The organism is Rhodococcus sp. T2V, from assembly GCF_029269925.1.
Lineage (GTDB): Bacteria > Actinomycetota > Actinomycetes > Mycobacteriales > Mycobacteriaceae > Rhodococcus_F > Rhodococcus_F koreensis.
Map to the genome: position 1 here is coordinate 53,964 of NZ_JARJBD010000037.1, position 16,763 is coordinate 70,726.

Annotated in this window: 14 protein-coding genes; 9 read left to right on the top strand and 5 right to left on the bottom strand. The window is 64.4% G+C overall.

The window, feature by feature from the left end; genetic code table 11:
- Positions 1-48: 48 nt before the first annotated feature.
- Both P3H15_RS27940 and P3H15_RS27945 read right to left on the bottom strand, forming a co-directional pair.
- Positions 49-2,388 (bottom strand): glycoside hydrolase family 65 protein, encoded by a 2,340-nt coding sequence (locus P3H15_RS27940; protein WP_276140229.1) that lies wholly within the window; start codon positions 2,386-2,388, stop codon positions 49-51.
- A 2-nt stretch (positions 2,389-2,390) separates the two neighbouring features.
- Positions 2,391-3,116 (bottom strand): HAD family phosphatase, encoded by a 726-nt coding sequence (locus P3H15_RS27945; RefSeq protein WP_276140230.1) that lies wholly within the window; start codon positions 3,114-3,116, stop codon positions 2,391-2,393.
- Between the two features lie 145 nt (positions 3,117-3,261).
- Here P3H15_RS27945 and P3H15_RS27950 point away from each other — a divergent pair, with 145 nt between their 5' ends.
- Together P3H15_RS27950 and P3H15_RS27955 are read left to right on the top strand one after the other, a co-directional pair.
- Positions 3,262-3,798: an ester cyclase gene (locus tag P3H15_RS27950; RefSeq protein ID WP_276140208.1), complete on the top strand. Its 537-nt coding sequence runs from the start codon at positions 3,262-3,264 to the stop codon at positions 3,796-3,798.
- Between the two features lie 81 nt (positions 3,799-3,879).
- Positions 3,880-5,010: a glycosyltransferase gene (locus P3H15_RS27955; RefSeq protein ID WP_276140209.1), complete on the top strand. Its 1,131-nt coding sequence runs from the start codon at positions 3,880-3,882 to the stop codon at positions 5,008-5,010.
- A gap of 25 nt (positions 5,011-5,035) precedes the next feature.
- On the opposite strand, the gene P3H15_RS27960 is transcribed toward P3H15_RS27955, so the two are convergent.
- Complete coding sequence (locus P3H15_RS27960) at positions 5,036-5,782, bottom strand: alpha/beta fold hydrolase (protein WP_276140210.1); 747 nt, start codon at positions 5,780-5,782, stop codon at positions 5,036-5,038.
- A 190-nt stretch (positions 5,783-5,972) separates the two neighbouring features.
- Between P3H15_RS27960 and P3H15_RS27965 the strand changes: the two genes are divergently transcribed.
- From P3H15_RS27965 to P3H15_RS27995, 7 genes are all read left to right on the top strand, one after another.
- Positions 5,973-6,317 (top strand): hypothetical protein, encoded by a 345-nt coding sequence (locus P3H15_RS27965; protein ID WP_276140211.1) that lies wholly within the window; start codon positions 5,973-5,975, stop codon positions 6,315-6,317.
- A gap of 565 nt (positions 6,318-6,882) precedes the next feature.
- On the top strand, positions 6,883-8,397 hold the full coding sequence (locus tag P3H15_RS27970) for a sugar transferase (RefSeq protein WP_276140212.1): 1,515 nt from the start codon (positions 6,883-6,885) through the stop codon (positions 8,395-8,397).
- 82 nt (positions 8,398-8,479) lie between these two features.
- Entirely contained in the window at positions 8,480-9,568 is a 1,089-nt protein-coding gene (locus tag P3H15_RS27975) for a glycosyltransferase family 1 protein (RefSeq protein ID WP_276140213.1), read from the top strand.
- A gap of 55 nt (positions 9,569-9,623) precedes the next feature.
- The gene (locus tag P3H15_RS27980; protein ID WP_276140214.1) at positions 9,624-10,730 is read left to right on the top strand and encodes a DUF1972 domain-containing protein; all 1,107 of its coding nucleotides are present in this window, start codon (positions 9,624-9,626) and stop codon (positions 10,728-10,730) included.
- Positions 10,731-11,027: 297 nt separating this feature from the next.
- On the top strand, positions 11,028-12,182 hold the full coding sequence (locus P3H15_RS27985) for an O-antigen ligase family protein (RefSeq protein ID WP_276140215.1): 1,155 nt from the start codon (positions 11,028-11,030) through the stop codon (positions 12,180-12,182).
- 213 nt (positions 12,183-12,395) lie between these two features.
- Positions 12,396-13,397 carry a Coenzyme F420 hydrogenase/dehydrogenase, beta subunit C-terminal domain gene (locus P3H15_RS27990; protein ID WP_276140216.1) on the top strand — a complete coding sequence of 334 codons (1,002 nt, stop codon included), beginning with the start codon at positions 12,396-12,398 and terminating at the stop codon, positions 13,395-13,397.
- Positions 13,391-14,692 carry a lipopolysaccharide biosynthesis protein gene (locus P3H15_RS27995; RefSeq protein ID WP_276140217.1) on the top strand — a complete coding sequence of 434 codons (1,302 nt, stop codon included), beginning with the start codon at positions 13,391-13,393 and terminating at the stop codon, positions 14,690-14,692. The genes P3H15_RS27990 and P3H15_RS27995 overlap by 7 nt, the downstream gene beginning before the upstream one ends.
- On the opposite strand, the gene P3H15_RS28000 is transcribed toward P3H15_RS27995, so the two are convergent.
- A complete protein-coding gene (locus tag P3H15_RS28000; protein WP_276140218.1) occupies positions 14,683-15,792 on the bottom strand; it encodes a polysaccharide pyruvyl transferase family protein in 1,110 nt (369 codons plus the stop codon). The two genes, P3H15_RS27995 and P3H15_RS28000, sit on opposite strands and share 10 nt — an antisense overlap.
- Positions 15,789-16,754 carry a glycosyltransferase family 2 protein gene (locus P3H15_RS28005; protein ID WP_276140219.1) on the bottom strand — a complete coding sequence of 322 codons (966 nt, stop codon included), beginning with the start codon at positions 16,752-16,754 and terminating at the stop codon, positions 15,789-15,791. The genes P3H15_RS28000 and P3H15_RS28005 overlap by 4 nt, the downstream gene beginning before the upstream one ends.
- Positions 16,755-16,763 lie beyond the last annotated feature (9 nt).

A 16,763-nucleotide genomic window follows, 5' to 3' on the forward strand; every position in this document is an offset into this window, starting at 1 on the left:
TCCCAAGGCTGCCGACGCGCAGACCAGTTCCCCTCCTATGGTCAGATATCAGCCCCGACGGACGGGTGCCCGCCCGTACGGTTGCCGTACGGGGGTGGTGTTCGGCGGATCCGGGATCGGTCGTGTCACCGGGAAGGTGTCGAGAGTGAACCGGTTTCCGTGATGAGCGAGCTCGACCGGTTCGCCGGACAGCAGGCGGTAGGTTGCGGTTCTGGCGCGGATGTCCACGTGGATCTGGCTGCCCCGCACCGTCATCCGGAAGGACAGGTTGACCAGCTGTGGTGGTATCCGCGGTGCGAAGGAGATGTCGCCGTCGTGGTCGCGCATGCCGCCGAATCCTGCCACACACGCCATCCACGTCCCGGCGAGTGATGCGATGTGCAAACCGTTCTCCACGTTGGAGTGGAGGTCGTGGAGGTCGGTCAGAGCGGCCTCGGCGAGGTAGTCGTAGGCGAGTTGGAGTTGACCGACCTCGGCGGCCATCACGGACTGCACGCACGCCGACAGGGACGAGTCCCGAACGGTAAGGGCCTCGTAGTAGGCGAAATTGGCGATCTTCTGTTCGTCGGTGAAGGCATCACCCCGCAGATACATTGCCAGCACCAGGTCGGCCTGCTTCACCACCTGCTTGCGGTAGAGGTCGAAGTACGGGTAATGGAGCAGCAGCGGATAGTGCTCGGGCGGTGTGCCTTCGAAGTCCCACTCGTCGTGGTGCGTGAAGGCGTCGGATTGCTGGTGCACGCCGAGTGCGTCGTCGAACGGTATGCGCATGTGCTCGGCGGCATCGCGCCACAGTGCCGCTTCTTCGTCGTCGACGCCGAGTTCGCGCGCCAGCCCGGGACGTTTCTCGCACGCGACCGCGGCGTCGTGCAGATTCTTCTGCGCCATGAGATTGGTGAACACGTTGTTGTCGGCAACGGCCGTGTACTCGTCCGGTCCGGTGACGCCGTCGATTCGGAACTCGCCCTGCGCATCGTGATGGCCGAGAGAAGTCCACAGCCGGGCGGTCTCCACGAGCAGTTCGACGCCGCATTCGGCTTCGAAATCCTCGTCCCCGGTGGCGGCCAGGTACCGGGACGTGGCGGCGGCGACGTCGGCTCCCACATGGAAGGCCGCGGTTCCCGCGGGCCAATAGCCGGAGCATTCTTCGCCGTTGATCGAGCGCCACGGGAACACGGCGCCGGCCTGCCCCAGCTGCACCGCGCGGTTCTTCGCCTTGTCAAGTGTGGAATGCCGCCAGCGCAGTGCGTCGCGTGCCGAGTCCGGAACCGTGTATGTGAGCAGGGGGAGCACGAACGTCTCGGTGTCCCAGAACGCGTGCCCGTCGTAGCCGGGCCCGGTCAGGCCTTTCGCCGGGATCGCGCGTGTCTCACCGCGAGCACCCGCCTGCAGCACGTGGAACAGCGCGAACCGCACCGCCTGCTGAAGTTCTGCGTCGCCGTCGATCTCGACGTCCGCCGTCGCCCAGAAAACGTCGAGGTACTCGCGCTGCCGTTTCAGCAGGGTTTCCCAGCCGGTTTCGAGCGCTCCGGCGAGCGCCCCCTCCACCTGGCCGCGCAGGGCCGGAGTCGATCGTTGCGCCGACCACCCGTAGGCCAGGTACTTCGTCACCTTCAGGCGTTCACCTTGCGGAACGTCGACCGCCACGGTGAGGCGGGCCAGATCCTCCTCCGTCTCGATGCTGCACCGCCCGTTGGCGGGGTAGTCGACCTCGTGGTCCATACCCGCGGCCATCCGCAGTCCCGAGGCTCTCGTGTGGTGGGCGAGTACCGCGCGGAAGTCGTGGGCGGCGGCGAAATCGGGCACCAGCGGACGGTCCAGGGCGGCCGCCACTCTCGGGTCGTCCGTGCGGGCCGGGATCTGTTCGTTGGCGAGCAGATCCGACTGCAGGACGAGTTCGATGTCGCCGTCGAGTGGCTCGACCTCGTAGTGGATGGCGGCGACCGCGCGCGAGGTGAAGGAGACGAGCCGTTCCGAATGGATACGGACCCGGCGTCCGGTCGGCGACGTCCATTCGGTCGTGCGGCGCAGCGTCCCCGAGCGGAAGTCGAGGACTCGCTCGTGCGCCGGTGCGCTGCCGTACCGCATGTCCATCGGCTCGTCTTCCACGAGCAGGCGGATGATGCTGCCGTCGGTCACGTTGACGACGGTCTGCCCGTCCTCGGGGTAGCCGTAGCCGGCCTCGGCATACGGCAGGGGGCGTTGCTCGTAGAACCCGTTGAGGTAGGTGCCGGGCAGACCGCGCGGTTCACCCTCCTCGAACGTGCCACGAATCCCGATGTGCCCGTTGGACAGTGCGAAGGTGGATTCGGTGGCGTGCAGTGCCTCCAGATCCAGTCCGCGCCATTTGAGCTGCCACGGCGAGATCTCGTAGCCCTTGTCGTCCATGCTCACCTCTCGAGGAGTTCGGCCAGGTCGTTCACCACCACGTCGGCGCCGTGCTGACGAAGCGCGTCGGCCTGATCGCCCCGGTTCACCCCGACGACGTATCCGAATTCGCCTGCGCGCCCCGATTCCACCCCGGACAGGGCGTCCTCGAACACGGCGGCCTGGTCGGGGTGCACGTTGAGTGCGCGGGCGGCCGCGAGATAGGAATCCGGTGCCGGTTTTCCGCGGAGACCCTGTTCCCGGATTACCACTCCGTCGATGCGGACGTGGACGTAGCGGCTGAGGTCGGCGGCGTCGAGTACGGCCTTCCCGTTCGCGGAGGAGGTGACCACAGCGATCTTCAGGCCGGCGTCGTAGGCCGCGCTGATGTAGCGGACCGAACCGGGGTAGGGGGTGGGACCCTCCTCGTCGATGACCTTCAGCAGCAGCCGGTTCTTGCTGTTCCCGACGCCGTTCACGGTCTCGGCGCCGGGCGGGTCGTCCGGCGACCCCTCCGGCAACGTGATGCTGCGGGAGGTGAGGAAGGTCCGGACCCCGTCGGCGCGGGGGCGTCCGTCGACGTAGTCGTAGTAGTCCTGATCGGTGAACGGGTGGAAGTTCGCGCCCTCCCGGTGCTTCAGGAACTCGTCGAATGTGCGTTTCCACGCCTTCCGGTGCAGTACCGCCGTTGCCGTGAGCACACCGTCGAGATCGAACAAGCAGGCCGAGATCGCATCAGGCAGTCCCATCACCTCCCCGACGGTACCGCCGTCGACCGCGGATTTGCTGAGGCGCGCGCAAATCCCGCACCCGATCGACCGGCACGTGGTCGTTGACTTCGAGGCGACAACGGTCGAATACTGAGAGTTCCAACCGACTGTTGCGGAGTGCACCGTGAACGTGGAGGAACCGGTCCCGTCGGACCACGTGAAGTCCCTCGCTGTTCGGTCGATCGAGCTCATGGCGAACGGAAGCCGCGCAGATTTCGACGCCGTCGTCCATCCGGACGCATTCAACCGGGAGAGTGCGACCGAACCCCCGCGGACGCGAGGACGCGGAGCCGACGCGTTCTACGCCACCGCCGTATGGCTACGCTCCGCCTTCTCCGAGCTGCGGTTCGACATCGAGGACGTCGTGGTCGAGGGTGACCTTGCCGTCGTCTACACGACCATGAAGGGCAGGCACACCGGCCCCTTCGTCGTCTACGACGAGCGCGGATCGATCGACCAGGTGTTCGCGCCGACGGGGCGAGTGCTCGCGGTCACGCAGTCGCACTGGTTGCGCGTCGAAGACGGCCGCGTCGTCGAGCATTGGGCAACCCGGGACGACCTCGGTCAGGCGGTCCAGCTGGGCTGGGTTCCGCCGACCCCGCTGTCGCTGGTGCGCAACGCGTGGGCCAAGAGGGCAGCGCGTAAGGCCGCGGAGGGCTGAGCCGCAGGTGACGATTCCCCGCACACTCTGTCGGCCGAGCGCACCCATCAGGCCCGACCCCGAGCCCCCTGGAGGCACCGCATGGCACGCATCCTGTTCGTGACCTGGGACGGCGGCGGCAACGTGCCACCCGCTCTCGGTATCGCGACGGAGGCACGCAACCGCGGTCACCAGGTCCGATTTCTCGGACACGCCCAGCAACGCCGGCGGATCGAAAGTCACGGTTTCCCGTTCACGCCCTACACCCACGCACGATCCTGGCAGTCGACCACCAGACATCCCGGTATCGCCGGCGTGTACCAATCGCTTGCTGTCTTCACCGACGCCGGGCCCGGAATCGATCTGCTCGACACCGTCGCGCGCGAGCCGACCGACGTGGTGGTGATCGATTGCTTTCTGTATGGAGCCCTGCAGGCCGCCGACGACGCGCACCTGACGCGTGTGACGCTGGTGCACACCTACTACGAGTTCATGTATCGAGGCGTGACACGTGGTACGACGCCCGTGATGGCCCGTCTGAAAGGTCAGCGGCCACTGAGGCTGTGGATGTCGTCGGACCTGGCGCTGGTGACGACCGAGAAGGACCTCGATCCGGCCTCCAGCCGAAACCTGCCCGCCTCCGTCCACTACACCGGGGTGGTGCGACATCCGATGCCGTCCACGTTGACACCCGTGTCCGAACGCGATCCGCTGATCCTGGTCAGCCTCAGCAGCCTCAACTTCGGCGGGCAACACCGGGCCCTGCAGAACATCCTCGAGGCTGTCGCCGGACTGTCCGCTCATACCGTTGTCACTACCGGACCGTCCGTCGACCCGGCGACCTTCACGGCGGGCCCGAACACCGAAGTGCACGGCTACGTTCCACACGACAAGATCCTGCCGACCGCCACGCTCGTGATCGGGCACGGCGGTCACGACACCACTATGCGCGCCCTTGCGCACGACCTGCCCCTGGTCATAATGCCGATTCACCCGGCGCTCGATCAGAAGATGATCGGCCGCAGTCTGGAGCAGCGCGGCGTCGCCCGGTGCCTTCGCAAGACGGCCGCGCCCGAGCGCATCCGGTCGGCGGTCGGCGAGATGCTCGTAGCCGGACCGCACAGGGTGACCGCGGCAATTCTGGGAGCGCGGATCCGCGCCCATGACGGTGCCGTTCATGCCGCGGACCTCATCGATCAACTGCCGATCCGAGAACGACGGAGGGGAGTGTGATGACTGGCGGGCGTCGAGCGGGGGATCAGTCCGAAATGCCGCTGACGCGATCGGCGAGCAGCTCGCAGTAGGTGCGGTCGGTGCCCGGGGCGATGCGCACCCAGTAACTGGTGTGGTCGCCCCGGAACAGGTAACCGTTCACGTCGTCGATGGCCTCGGAGTACTGCTGCCACACCGTCCAGGGGCGCCACCAGTTCAGGATCACCGCCTGCCACCTTCTGGTGCGGAGCCGATCGAGGAGGTCCGCCACCCATGCCGCTGGGTCGGCGAGTGAGAAGGCCGCCGACTGGTCCGCGAACGTCCGCAGCGGCGAGTTGCCCGGACAGCAGCAGATGGCGTCCAGCGGGTCGGCGATCTGCCACACGGGCATCCCCGTGATCGGGCGTTGACCCGCAATGCCCCAGCCCGGCAGGTCCGGAGATGCAGGCCGCAGCGGATCGGCGATCAGTCCGACCCCGCGCACGTCCAGGGTGGGGTGCTGCCCCCGTCCCACCTCGGCCGCCACGTTGCCGGCGAGCGCAGCGCCTCCCGAGTAGCCGAGCAGAACAACGGGATTCGGGTCGTCGGCGATCATCTGCAACAGCAGTGTCCGTCCTTCGGACAGCGCCTTGTCGAACGCTGATCCACCCGGATCGGGCACCGGTCCGTAACTTGCTTCCCACGGGACCTGCTTGACGACGAACCGTGCGGGATCCAGGAGTTGTGTGGTGTTGGTGAGCATGTTGACGTCGAGATCCTCACCGATGCCGCGACAGCACAGAACCGTGATCATCGAACCTCCCACGTGAGTGCGGCTGCGCGTCCGAGCACACTTTCCCACTCACCTGCGGGGGTGTCCTCCGATCGGGGGAATCGGGATTCATCCGATGCGCGACACGATCGGAGGACAGACGTCAACGGCTGGGCGCGGGAGAGTTGTCTCGTACCGGGATCAGCCGTTCACGTGGACAGGAATCTTCGTCATGTCACCCATCTCCAGCATCGAGGTCGCCCGAGCCCGTCGGTCTCGTCGCGTGTTGTTCGTCGGTAATCCCACCCGCTACAACGACGTGTCGCAGTGGGCGATGGTCCGGCAATGGGTGGCACTCCACGGCCTGGAACCGATCCGTGAATTCGAGGGGGACGTGCTCTGCGTCATCGTCACCGAGGACATCCTGGACGGACGCTGCTCCGCGAAGGAATCGGATACCGTCCAGCGCGCCCGCGCACTCGGAGTGCCGTGCATCAGCGTCCTCGACACCACCCGGATCTGGCAGGTCACCGCCCGCGTGCGGTCGCGGATCGCACGGACGCCGGTGGCTCGATAACGGCGCCTAATCCTCGGAACTTTCACTTGAATACGTCACCGGCTCGGAATGTTGCACCCATTCGCGGCGGCGCGATCGAATATGTCTGAAGGCAGCCGACTTCGAGTACGCATTGAGGGCCTTTGTCCGCACCACGGCTGCGTCCAGGAGTCCCGGCGCAGACTCGATCGGTCGAAAATCGTTCCGCCTCAGCACTTGTGGTCAGTTTGTCGAAATAGCCTGTGTCCAAACCAATTATGCGAGTAGATAACCGCTGCTCAGTGAGGGTTTATTGCAGACCGCACGGTCTGATGCCGGCTGTGAAGATGCGACAGAACCGAATTGCGCTGCTAGGTTCGACACTCGTTGTGAATGTTCGATGTCGTCCAGCCACATGGCGGTGCTCGGGGCAGTTTGGATCGTTACTCGTAGGACAGTAGTCGCCTTCGTGTAAAGGCCGCACGGCACGCAAGGCGTTGCGCCATGGGTGACGGCGGCACTGTTGTACGTCCTGAAATCCGCTGTCGCGATACGGCCGACTCGACCATCACTCTGCCGGCGATCGGTTCGACAGTGGAGGGGATGCATGGCGACGTTCAACTCGACTGTGGAGCGAGCGTCGGTTGTACACGGCGTTGCGGCAGTACCTGCGCAGCGCGGTGTCGCACGGCGACACTGGCTCGCCGTGTACCTGAGGCGAATCCTCCTCACCGACACGCTCGTCGTCGTGGCAGCGGTCGCTCTGGCCCAATGGGTGCGCTTCGGCGGCTACGGGACCCTCGTCGATTCGCGCACGCTGAGCAATGTGAGCTACGGGCTGATCTCCGTCGCCCTCGTGACCTCGTGGCTCGGCATTCTCGCCGTCTTCCACGTGCGATCCCCACGAGTGGTTGGGAGCGGCCCGGAGGAGTATCGGCGCATCGCCACCGCGACGCTACGACTGTTCGGGCTCATCGCGATCGCGGCACTCCTTCTGCACGTGGAATTGGCACGCTTGTACCTGGCGATCGCATTCCCCACGGGCCTGCTCGGTCTCCTGCTGACCCGGTGGATGTGGCGCCGCGTCCTCGCCCGCAAGCGTGCCCGCGGTCTGTGCCAGACGTCCGTCCTCGTCGTCGGAGCCGAACACTCCGTGCGCAACCTCGCTCGGACGTTCGACCGTGGCACAGCGGACGGATACAACGTGGTCGGGGTCTGCATCCCGGCGCACCATCGGGCGACCGAGGACACGATCACCGTGGACGGACGGCGGATACCCATTCTCGGCGACGAACACGACGTCGTCGACGCGATCGAGCGATCCGGAGCCGATACCGTCGCGGTCACGGCGACCGAGCACCTCGGCCATCACGGGCTTCGCGAAATGGTGTGGGATCTCGAGCAGTTGAACGTCGACATGGTGGTTGCTCCCGGAATGATGGATGTTTCCGGGCCACGCCTCGAGATGCGGCCAGTCGCGGGGCTGCCCCTGATCCACGTGGAGAAGCCGCGCTATCACGGCGCCAAGCGATTCGGGAAGACGTCGTTCGATCTGATCTTTGCGATCGTCGCGCTCGTACTGGTCAGTCCCCTCATGCTGTTCGCGGCCGCCGCCGTCAAGCTGACGAGCCGGGGTCCCGTGTTCTACAAGTCCGAGCGAATGGGATTGGACGGCACACCGTTCCCGATGCTGAAGTTTCGGTCGATGGTGGACGAGGCAGACCGGCACCGTGTCACCTTGAGCGGCCCCAACGAGGGCGCCGGCGTGCTGTTCAAACTGCGAGACGACCCGCGTGTCACCCGTGTGGGCCGCGTCATGCGCAAGTTCAGCATCGACGAATTGCCACAGTTCATCAACGTGCTGCGAAGAGAAATGAGTGTGGTGGGACCGAGACCTCCGCTGCGTGTCGAGGTCGAGTCGTACGAGAACGAGGTGCACCGCCGGCTCCTGGTGCGGCCGGGTGTCACCGGCCTGTGGCAGGTCAGTGGGCGCTCGGACCTCTCGTGGGAGGACTCGGTGCGTCTCGACCTGTCCTACGTCGAGAACTGGTCGATGGTCGGCGACATGCTGATCATCGCCAAGACCCTGAAGGCGGTCGTGCGTGGTGACGGTGCGTATTGATCCACGACGACGTCAATGATGCGGTGCCCACCTCGAGATGTGTTTCGAGGCAGATCGACACGGGAAGGCTGGTGATCGGGTAATGCGAATACTGGTCGACGCGTACTGGTGGGTCGACGGCCCGTATTCGAACCGGCTCGTGTTGCGGGAGATCGTCGGCGGATGGCGGTCGGCGTTTCCCGACGACGAACTTGTCCTTGCGATTCCGTCCAAGTGGAGCGACTCCGATGCCGAGTTGCCTGCGGGAGTCGAGCGTATTTCGACGCGAATGAGACGGCATCCGGCAATCAACGCGATCGAGCTTCCCCTCTACCTCAAGTCGGGGCGCGATTTCGACGCCATCTTTCTGCAGAATTTCGGTGCACCGACCTCGAGCGCTGCGGTTCTCGTTCATGACGTTCTCTTCCAGAGCAACCCCGAGTGGTTCACGAAGATCGAGCGGCTTTACCTCTCGGCGATACCGATCCTCGCGAAACGCACCGGCCTCGTCATGACCACTACGCAACACGAGGCGAAGCGCGTGGTCGCGCACAACTCCCTCTCGTCGGAGGTGGCTGTGACGGGCCTGGGGCTGTCGACAACACTTCTGACCGCTCCTGCGCGAAAGCCACGGTTCGGATTGAAGCCCCACGCGTTCCTGCTGACCGTGGGCCGACTGAATGTTCGCAAGAATCTGGAGAACACCATCGCCGCCGCGATCGAATCAGGTGCAATCTCAGAGCGCTTTCCCCTCGTCGTCGTCGGTCAGAGATCGGGCCGTTTCTCGGAGTCCGGTGTGGTCAGGTCGGGGGTGGCCACCGGTGCAGTCATGTTCGTCGAGTTCGCGCCGGATGACGAGTTGCGGTGGCTGTACGAGAACTGCGCGCTCTTCTGTTTCCTCTCCCTCGGTGAGGGATACGGGCTGCCGCCGGTGGAGGCGGCGTACTTCGGCGCGCCAGTTCTCGCGAGCGACATACCGGTCTTCCGGGAGAATCTCGGCGAAGCTGCAGCGTATGTCGATCCGAACGACGTCTCGGCGATCTCGAACGCGATCACCGAGTTGTTGGCCCCAGCCAGGCGTGAGCGGGGACATACCACGCTGCCGGGAGCGGAATGTCGAATAACGGGGGACTGGGACTTCACCGTGGAAACCATCAGGACTGCCATCGCGGAACTCGCCGACAGCACGTAATCCCGACCGCTTGTTTGTAAGCAGTGTGGTTTCGACAGGAAGAGCAGGAGTTTCAATGACGTCAGTGCGCCGTTCGGTTGCAATCATCGGTACGAGGGGCTATCCGAGCTACTATGGTGGCTTTGAAACCCTGATCCGGCGTCTCGCCCCGTGCCTTGTGGAGAAAGGGTGGGACGTCACCGTCTATTCACGCCCGGGCGCCACGGTCCCTGCCGACCCGGCTCGCGACCGGAGAGTCGTTGTCCGCAACACGATCGGGTTCGAATCGCGCTCTCTCAGCACGCTGTCCTACGGGCTGACGTCATGCCTGGACGCGGCGGTGAAGAAGCCCGACGTTGCCCTTGTCTTGAACGTGGCGAACGGGTTCTGGCTACCTGCGCTGAAGTCGCGGGGAATTCCCACTGTCGTCAACGTGGACGGGATCGAATGGGAGCGCGCAAAGTGGGGTAAGGGCGCCAGGAAGGTGTTTCGCACGGGCGCCTCCCTCACGGCGCGTTACGCGACGCGCTTGGTCGTCGATTCCCTGGAAATCAAGCGTCGGTGGGAAAACGACTTCCACCGTGAGGGCGATTTCATCCCGTACGGAGGCGACTTCGTTGCTCCGCTTCCTCCCGTCGAGGGACTGACTCCGAAGAAGTACGTACTGATGGTGGCACGGTTCGTGCCGGAGAACACCGTGGTCGAGTTCTTCGAAGCCGCGGAGGTCCTGAGTCGCGATCGCGACGTCGTCATCGTCGGATCATCTGGGTACGGCGGCGAGTTGGATGAGCAGGTGCGCGCCCTGGCCCATCGAAACGAACGGATCACGTGGATGGGCCACGTCAGCGACGACCGAAAACTGTTCTCACTATGGCAGAACGCCGGAGCCTACTTTCACGGTCACAGTGTGGGTGGAACGAACCCGGCGTTGGTTCAGGCCATGGCGTGCCAAGCACCCATCGTCGCCCGGGACACCGTGTACAACCGCGAGGTACTCGGTGACGCAGGAAGATTTGTCGCGGCGGAACCCTCGGAGATCGTCACCACGGTGATGGACGTCATCGCCGACTCGGCGGGCCAGCAGGTGATGCGAGATCGAGCACTTCAACGGGCGTACGACTACTACACCTGGGAAGATGTCTGCCAACGTTACGAAGAGTCTCTCCTCGCGGCGATCGGCTGATCCTCGTTGAGTTGTTCGACAAATCTCCAAGGACCTTGATTGATGATTGCGCAGTCCACTGAACCTCGACGTGTCGCCGGTTGGCGCACTCTCGTCCACGAGCGCGACAGGCACGAGTTGGTGACCCTCGCGCTGGTGGTCGCTGTCGTCGTCTCCTCCTTCCTCGGCCATTACGGTGTGGCGATAGCCGGTTACAACGTCCGCGTCGAGCAGGTGGTCCCGCTGCTCCTCGTCGGGTGGCTGACTGCGTGGGCACGGTCCAGGACCGACCTCTTCCGCGCCCTGACACATCCGGTGGTGCTCGTCTTCGGTGCGTTCATCGCGTGGAATTTCTTCGCCACGCTGATGTTCTCGCCGAGCCTCGGGAAGAGTGTATCGATCCTTGTCTGGCTGGTCATCGATCTCCTGCTGCTCGCGGGACTCATCTCGCTCGGCACGCGCGCGATATGGGCCGAGAACACCGGCATACGGTGGGTCGTTCCATGGGGACTGGCAGGTTTCGCCGCGTTCATCGTCGCCAACGTGTCGCATGGCGGCTTCACACCCGGTACGGATTTCGACGGGATGTACCAGCTCTACGTCGCGCGCATGACGTCGCAGGAAGCCAACATCTATGCGGCGATCCTGGTGCTGTGGACTCTTCTCCTCGTGGCGCGAAAGGGGCGCAACCGAATCTGGATGCTCGCCGCTGCCGTCGCGGTGCCCCTGGGAGTGATCGGTTCACAGACGCGCACGGCCGTCTTCTGCCTGGTCGTAGGTCTGATCGTCTACCTCGCGTACGAAGTGGTGCGTTCGTATCAGAACGATGAGCCACGCACAGGGCTGTGGTTCGGCCCGGTGCTCGTGATCGTGGGGATTGCTGTTGGCTACGGCACCGCAACCTTCCTTCCCGCCTTCGGTGAGGGTGTCGGGCGGGCGGAACCTGCAGCGACGGCGCCGTCCTCCACTGCGGATGCACTCGAGCCGTCGGGGAAGTTGGGTGACATCGACTTTCAGGGTGGAAACATCGGTTTCAGGATCGAGGTAGCGAAGGCTGCCGCCGAAGACATGCACGGAGTGCACCTTTGGCTGGGCAACGGCACCAACACATTCAGTCTGCGTCACGACCAGCCGGGCTCGCCCGGAGTTTCCGGGCACATCATCATGCTTCCAGTGCAAATACTCTACGACGTGGGCATCGTCGGTTTGCTGTTGTTGGTGGGGCTCGTCGTCACGATGTTGCGCCACGTGCCGTGGCAGAGAAGACCGATTGCCTACGCGGTGGTGGTGACGTTTGCCGCGGCGGCAACGATGACCAGTATGTTCTGGTTCAGCGTCACCTGGATCATCATGGCGTCGCTGATCCGCCCGCTGACGGGCGCGGACGAGGGGACGAACGTCGCCGGGGATTCCGCGGCATGCGGGCACGACGACAGCTCCGCGGCAGCATCCCCTGCGATGAAGGGCCTCTGACTCATGCACCGGAACCTCCTGCACGTCGAGATCGCGGAGGTTGTGCAATGCGGAAACTGTTCCGGTTGTGGGGCATGTGCGCTGCTCGACAAGGACGTTGCCCTGGCACTGGTAGACGACGGATTCATCCGTCCCCGGGTGAGCTCGTCCGAGTCTTCGGAAACCGACCCGACGGCCTTGGTGGAGTTCCGCAGGTCGTGTCCCGGTATTTCCGTGACGGCACAGCGCCCAGTAGATGCCACCCGTCACGATTTCCTGGGCCCGATCGTGTCGATCTGGGAGGCTTACGCCCTTGACGAGGACATCCGATTCAAGGGAAGCAGTGGCGGCACCCTCACGGCTCTCAACGAATGGTTGCTCGCCACCGGGCAGATCGACAGTGTCGTTGTCGCTGCCGCCTCGGAATCGGGTCCCGAGAGGACCGAATCGAGCGCGGTTCGGACGAGATCGGATGTCGTCCGGGCCGCCGGTTCCCGGTATGCACCCACCGCGAATGCGGCGGTGGCCGACATCGACAATCCAGGGTCAGCCGTCGTCGGGAAGCCCTGCGAGATAGCTGCGCTGAGGGCGCTTGCGAAGTCCCGCGATCAACAGCCTCCGCTACTGCTTTCCTTCTTCTGCGCGGGTGTACCCAGTCAGCACGCGACCGACTCCCTGATCCGCGGACTCGGCGTGGACGAGGACGCCGAGTTGGCGGCGGTGCGTTATCGGGGGCATGGCTGGCCAGGCGACTTCTACGCGGAGGATGTACGCGGCAACTCGGTTCGGACGACCTATGACGACTCGTGGGGGAAGCATCTCGGGCCGGCGGTCCAGCAGCGTTGCAAGCTGTGTCCGGACGGCGTCGGCGAAAGCGCGGATATCTCTGCCGGTGACTTCTGGCGAGCGGACGCCAAGGGCTACCCCGACTTCACCGATCAGGATGGGCTCAGCGTTCTGATCGCGAGGACAAGGCGAGGAGAGGAGGTCATCCGGCGCGCCGCTCAGGAAGGCGTGATCTCGGTCCGCGCCGTCGACCCGGACGATGTTGCGGCTGTGCAACCGTTCCAGGTGGTTCGGCGCGCCACCCTGCTGGGACGTCTGGCGGGAAGCAGGCTGGCGGGACACCCGACGCCCCGGTATCGCGGCTTCCGCCTGTGGCGGCTGTCGTTGCGATCGCCGGTCAGAACCCTGCGTGCCACGGCCGGAACGTTTCGACGGGCCCGGCGATGGTAGCCGGTAGCGATGCGCGGACGAAGATCTCGGCGGCAGTCCAGTCGCCGAGCATCATCGCGGTGACGCGGCTGATCGTCCAGCTTTCCCCGCTGATCACTGCTCCGGTGATCGCGCGAGAGTTGGGACCCGCAGGGCGGGGACTCTATTCCGCCTGCTTCGCCGCCATGATTCTCGCGCCGGTAGTTCTGGGGATGGGGTTGCCTCTTGCCGTGCGTCGGCGTGCGTCGACAGGCGCTCCGGAAGCGACGCTGCGTGCCGTATACGTGGTTCTGCCGTTCCTGGTACCCGTGGCAGTGGCGGTCGGCTTCCTGATCGAGCGGTATGTCGTCAACGAACTCGATCCCGACAGTGCCAGGGCGTTCGTCCTCGGGATGGGTTGTTCCGTCGGATTCATCGCAACACTGTGCTTTCAGAGTGTGTTGATCGGAGGCAGGCGATACGGCGCTATCGCGCTCCTGCAATCGACGCAACCAGTTGCGCTCACATTCGGAGTCGCCCTCGGATGGATTCTCGGAAGCCTGACGCTGCCGTGGGTACTCGTCTGTGCGGCTGCGAGCACACTTCTGTCCACCCTCATGGGGGTGTACCTCACGCGTATATCGCCGCGTGGACCGAGATCCCGCCTTCGTCCACTGGCGCGAGAAAGCATTGCCTTCTCCGGGAGCCAAGCCGCGGAGACGGCGGCGAATACGCTTCCTCAGATCATCGCGGTGGTCGCGATCGGGGCTCACGATGCGGGATTGTTTGCCATCGCCATAACAGTTGCGAGCTTGCCGATGACCCTGGGGCACACGATTGCGTCCGTAATGTTCCGGGATGCCGCTGCCTCGGCAGGGGAGGCGAACATGCGCCTGTCGGCGTTGTCGATTCGAATCACCGCCCTGACCGCTGTCGTGCCTGTCGCAGTGTTGGCATGCGCGACGCCCGTGCTCATTCCACTCATCTTCGGTGAGGGCTTCCGGGGTTCGGTATCGATCACTCTGATCTGTCTGTGCGGATCAGTCTTTCTCACCGTGAACTACGTTGCATCCCAGATGCTTGTGGCGCAGGACAAAGGTGTCCTCATGACCTCCGCGCAGCTTGCCGGGCTGGGCCTGAGTGTCGCATCGATGTTCGTTCTGGGACCTGCTCTGGGCGGCTCGGGGGCGGCGCTGGCGTCTGTTGCGGGCTGGCTGTTGACGACCGTCGCGAGCGTGCGTGCTCTCCGACTGACTGCCACATCGTTGCTGTTTCACACCGGTGACCTCCGTCAAGCCTTCACCGTCGTGACCAAGGGCCACATCGATCATGTCTGACGGATGACTGTGTCACCGAGGGTGGCGCCGAGCTCGTCCATCCTCGAATCGGTCCCGACAAGGAGTTGCAGCACCCGGTTGCGTGCCACGGTGAAGTCCGTCGAGTCGATGAGCGTGAGGGTGTCGCGAGCCGGATCCGCAGTCGTTCTCAGATCGACGTGCAGGTTCCACCCCAGCGCATTCATCAGCGGTGCGAACTTGCGCGAGTACGCCCAGGGAATCGCCGGCGTACCCACGGACAGGGAGTTGAGGCACGCGTGCATGCGCGCACCGACGACCACGTCGGCCGTGGCGAGAATGCCGCGAACCGATGTCAGGGAGTCCGGAACGAGGAGCTCGACCGAGTCTCCGAAGTGCCTGCCGAGTTCTCGGACTGCCGGTACATCGTTGTCTGTCACAGCCGAATCGAGGACGTGTGCCAGGAGGCTGACTCTGCGATCGCGTTGGAGCAGCCCATCGATCAGCGCTGTGACGGATCGACGATAGCTTTCGTAGTCGACGTGCGGGTTTTCGTGCCAGAGAAGCCCGGAGACGTTGATCACCACGTCCCGCTCGACACCGCCGGCGTGATCTGCACGCGGCAGCGCGAACACCAGGTCCGTCGACTCGGACGTCGACTGCCGTCCCAGCTGTTTCGCATACTCGAGACTGACAGGATCGCGGGCGAACACGCTGGTGGCCCGTTGGAGGGATCTCGTCGCGATCATCCGACCGAGCCTGCTGTCGAAGGGGCCGATCGTCTGGGGCATGAGAATGGTCGGCACTCGCAACCGTGCGGCGACGCGCTGCACATAAGCCATCAGGATGAGGCGTCGAAGCCCGTAGATGTCCGTGAAGCTGTCGCCGGCGCCGGTATCCAGAATCGCGTCGTATCGCGAGAGTTCCCGCTTGATCGGTCCGCGTGAGCGGAAGATGTCCCGGAGCACGCTCCGCTTGCTGAGCGGGGTATCGTCGCTGTCCTGAGTGTGGAATGTCAATTCGGCGTTCGGCCACCTCCGTTCGACTATCGACTCCGTTCCCTCTGCCAGAGCGCGAAGGCCGAGATTCGTCGAGTCCCGATCGGCCCAGAGCACGAGGATTCGCGGATTGGGAGGGGTCATGCCGCGGCCTCGTCGATTCTGCTGGATTGCGCGAGAAGTGAACGGGTGTACCAGAGGAACTTGTGCGACTCGGACCGCCACAGCACCGATCGTTCCGGTGCGCCGAGCGATTTCACGTAGAACGCCGCCGATCTCGACAGTAGGCCCGCGGCGACGGAAGCCTTCCACACCACGCTCTGTACACGGTTCCGCGCCATTTTCCACTTGTACAGATCGTAGAGATTGATCACCCATGCAGGATTCGGTCGTGTCGACGTGTGGGGGCCTGTACTGCCTCCGACGACGTGGGTTCCCGACTGCTCGGCACTCATGATGATCCGCATGCCGTGTTGCCGTGCGCGAAGACAGAACTCCAGGTCCTCCGCATACATGAACCATCTTTCGGTGAGTCCGCCCAATTCGTCCCATGTCTGCTTGCGGACCATCATGCATGCTCCGGACACCCAATCCAGCTCTCGCGTTGCGAAATCGTGGGTATGGAGGAGATACAGGCCTTCGAACCGAGGATGTCTGTGCGACAGTCGCGACAGGCCCGAGAAGTGGTTGAACACGCTGACCACGTTGGGTCTCATTCCGCCTTCGCGGATCTGGAGGCGTCCGGCCGGTTGACTGAGCGTGGGTGCGACGATCCCGGCCTCTGGCGACTCGTCGAAGATGGCCGCCAGCGCGAGTACGTCTCGAGGGGAGATGCGTGCATCGGGATTGAGCAGCAGTATCGCTCGTCCCCGTGCATCGCGTGCTGCACGGTTGACTCCCCGGGCGAACCCCACGTTCTCCTCGCTCCGAATTACGACGGCGTCCGGCACCTCCTCGGCGAGAACTGTCAGCGTGCGATCCGTGGATGCGTTGTCCAGCACGATGAGTTCGATTCCGTCCCGTCCGGACAGTGGGCGAACGCAGTCGCCGATGACGGCCTCGCTGTTGTAGGTCACTATCACCACGGAAACCTGCGGCTCGCTCATTGCTTTCCT

Excerpts from the sequence above, each read along its gene's own strand:
- P3H15_RS27960 (WP_276140210.1), bottom strand. The coding sequence starts at position 5,782 with ATGATCACGGTTCTGTGCTGTCGCGGCATCGGTGAGGATCTCGACGTC.
- P3H15_RS27945 (WP_276140230.1), bottom strand. The coding sequence starts at position 3,116 with ATGGGACTGCCTGATGCGATCTCGGCCTGCTTGTTCGATCTCGACGGT.
- P3H15_RS27980 (WP_276140214.1), top strand. The coding sequence starts at position 9,624 with ATGACGTCAGTGCGCCGTTCGGTTGCAATCATCGGTACGAGGGGCTAT.
- P3H15_RS27995 (WP_276140217.1), top strand. The coding sequence starts at position 13,391 with ATGGTAGCCGGTAGCGATGCGCGGACGAAGATCTCGGCGGCAGTCCAG.
- P3H15_RS28000 (WP_276140218.1), bottom strand. The coding sequence starts at position 15,792 with ATGACCCCTCCCAATCCGCGAATCCTCGTGCTCTGGGCCGATCGGGAC.
- P3H15_RS28005 (WP_276140219.1), bottom strand. The coding sequence starts at position 16,754 with ATGAGCGAGCCGCAGGTTTCCGTGGTGATAGTGACCTACAACAGCGAG.
- P3H15_RS27970 (WP_276140212.1), top strand. The coding sequence starts at position 6,883 with ATGGCGACGTTCAACTCGACTGTGGAGCGAGCGTCGGTTGTACACGGC.
- P3H15_RS27975 (WP_276140213.1), top strand. The coding sequence starts at position 8,480 with ATGCGAATACTGGTCGACGCGTACTGGTGGGTCGACGGCCCGTATTCG.
- P3H15_RS27955 (WP_276140209.1), top strand. The coding sequence starts at position 3,880 with ATGGCACGCATCCTGTTCGTGACCTGGGACGGCGGCGGCAACGTGCCA.
- P3H15_RS27940 (WP_276140229.1), bottom strand. The coding sequence starts at position 2,388 with ATGGACGACAAGGGCTACGAGATCTCGCCGTGGCAGCTCAAATGGCGC.
- P3H15_RS27965 (WP_276140211.1), top strand. The coding sequence starts at position 5,973 with ATGTCACCCATCTCCAGCATCGAGGTCGCCCGAGCCCGTCGGTCTCGT.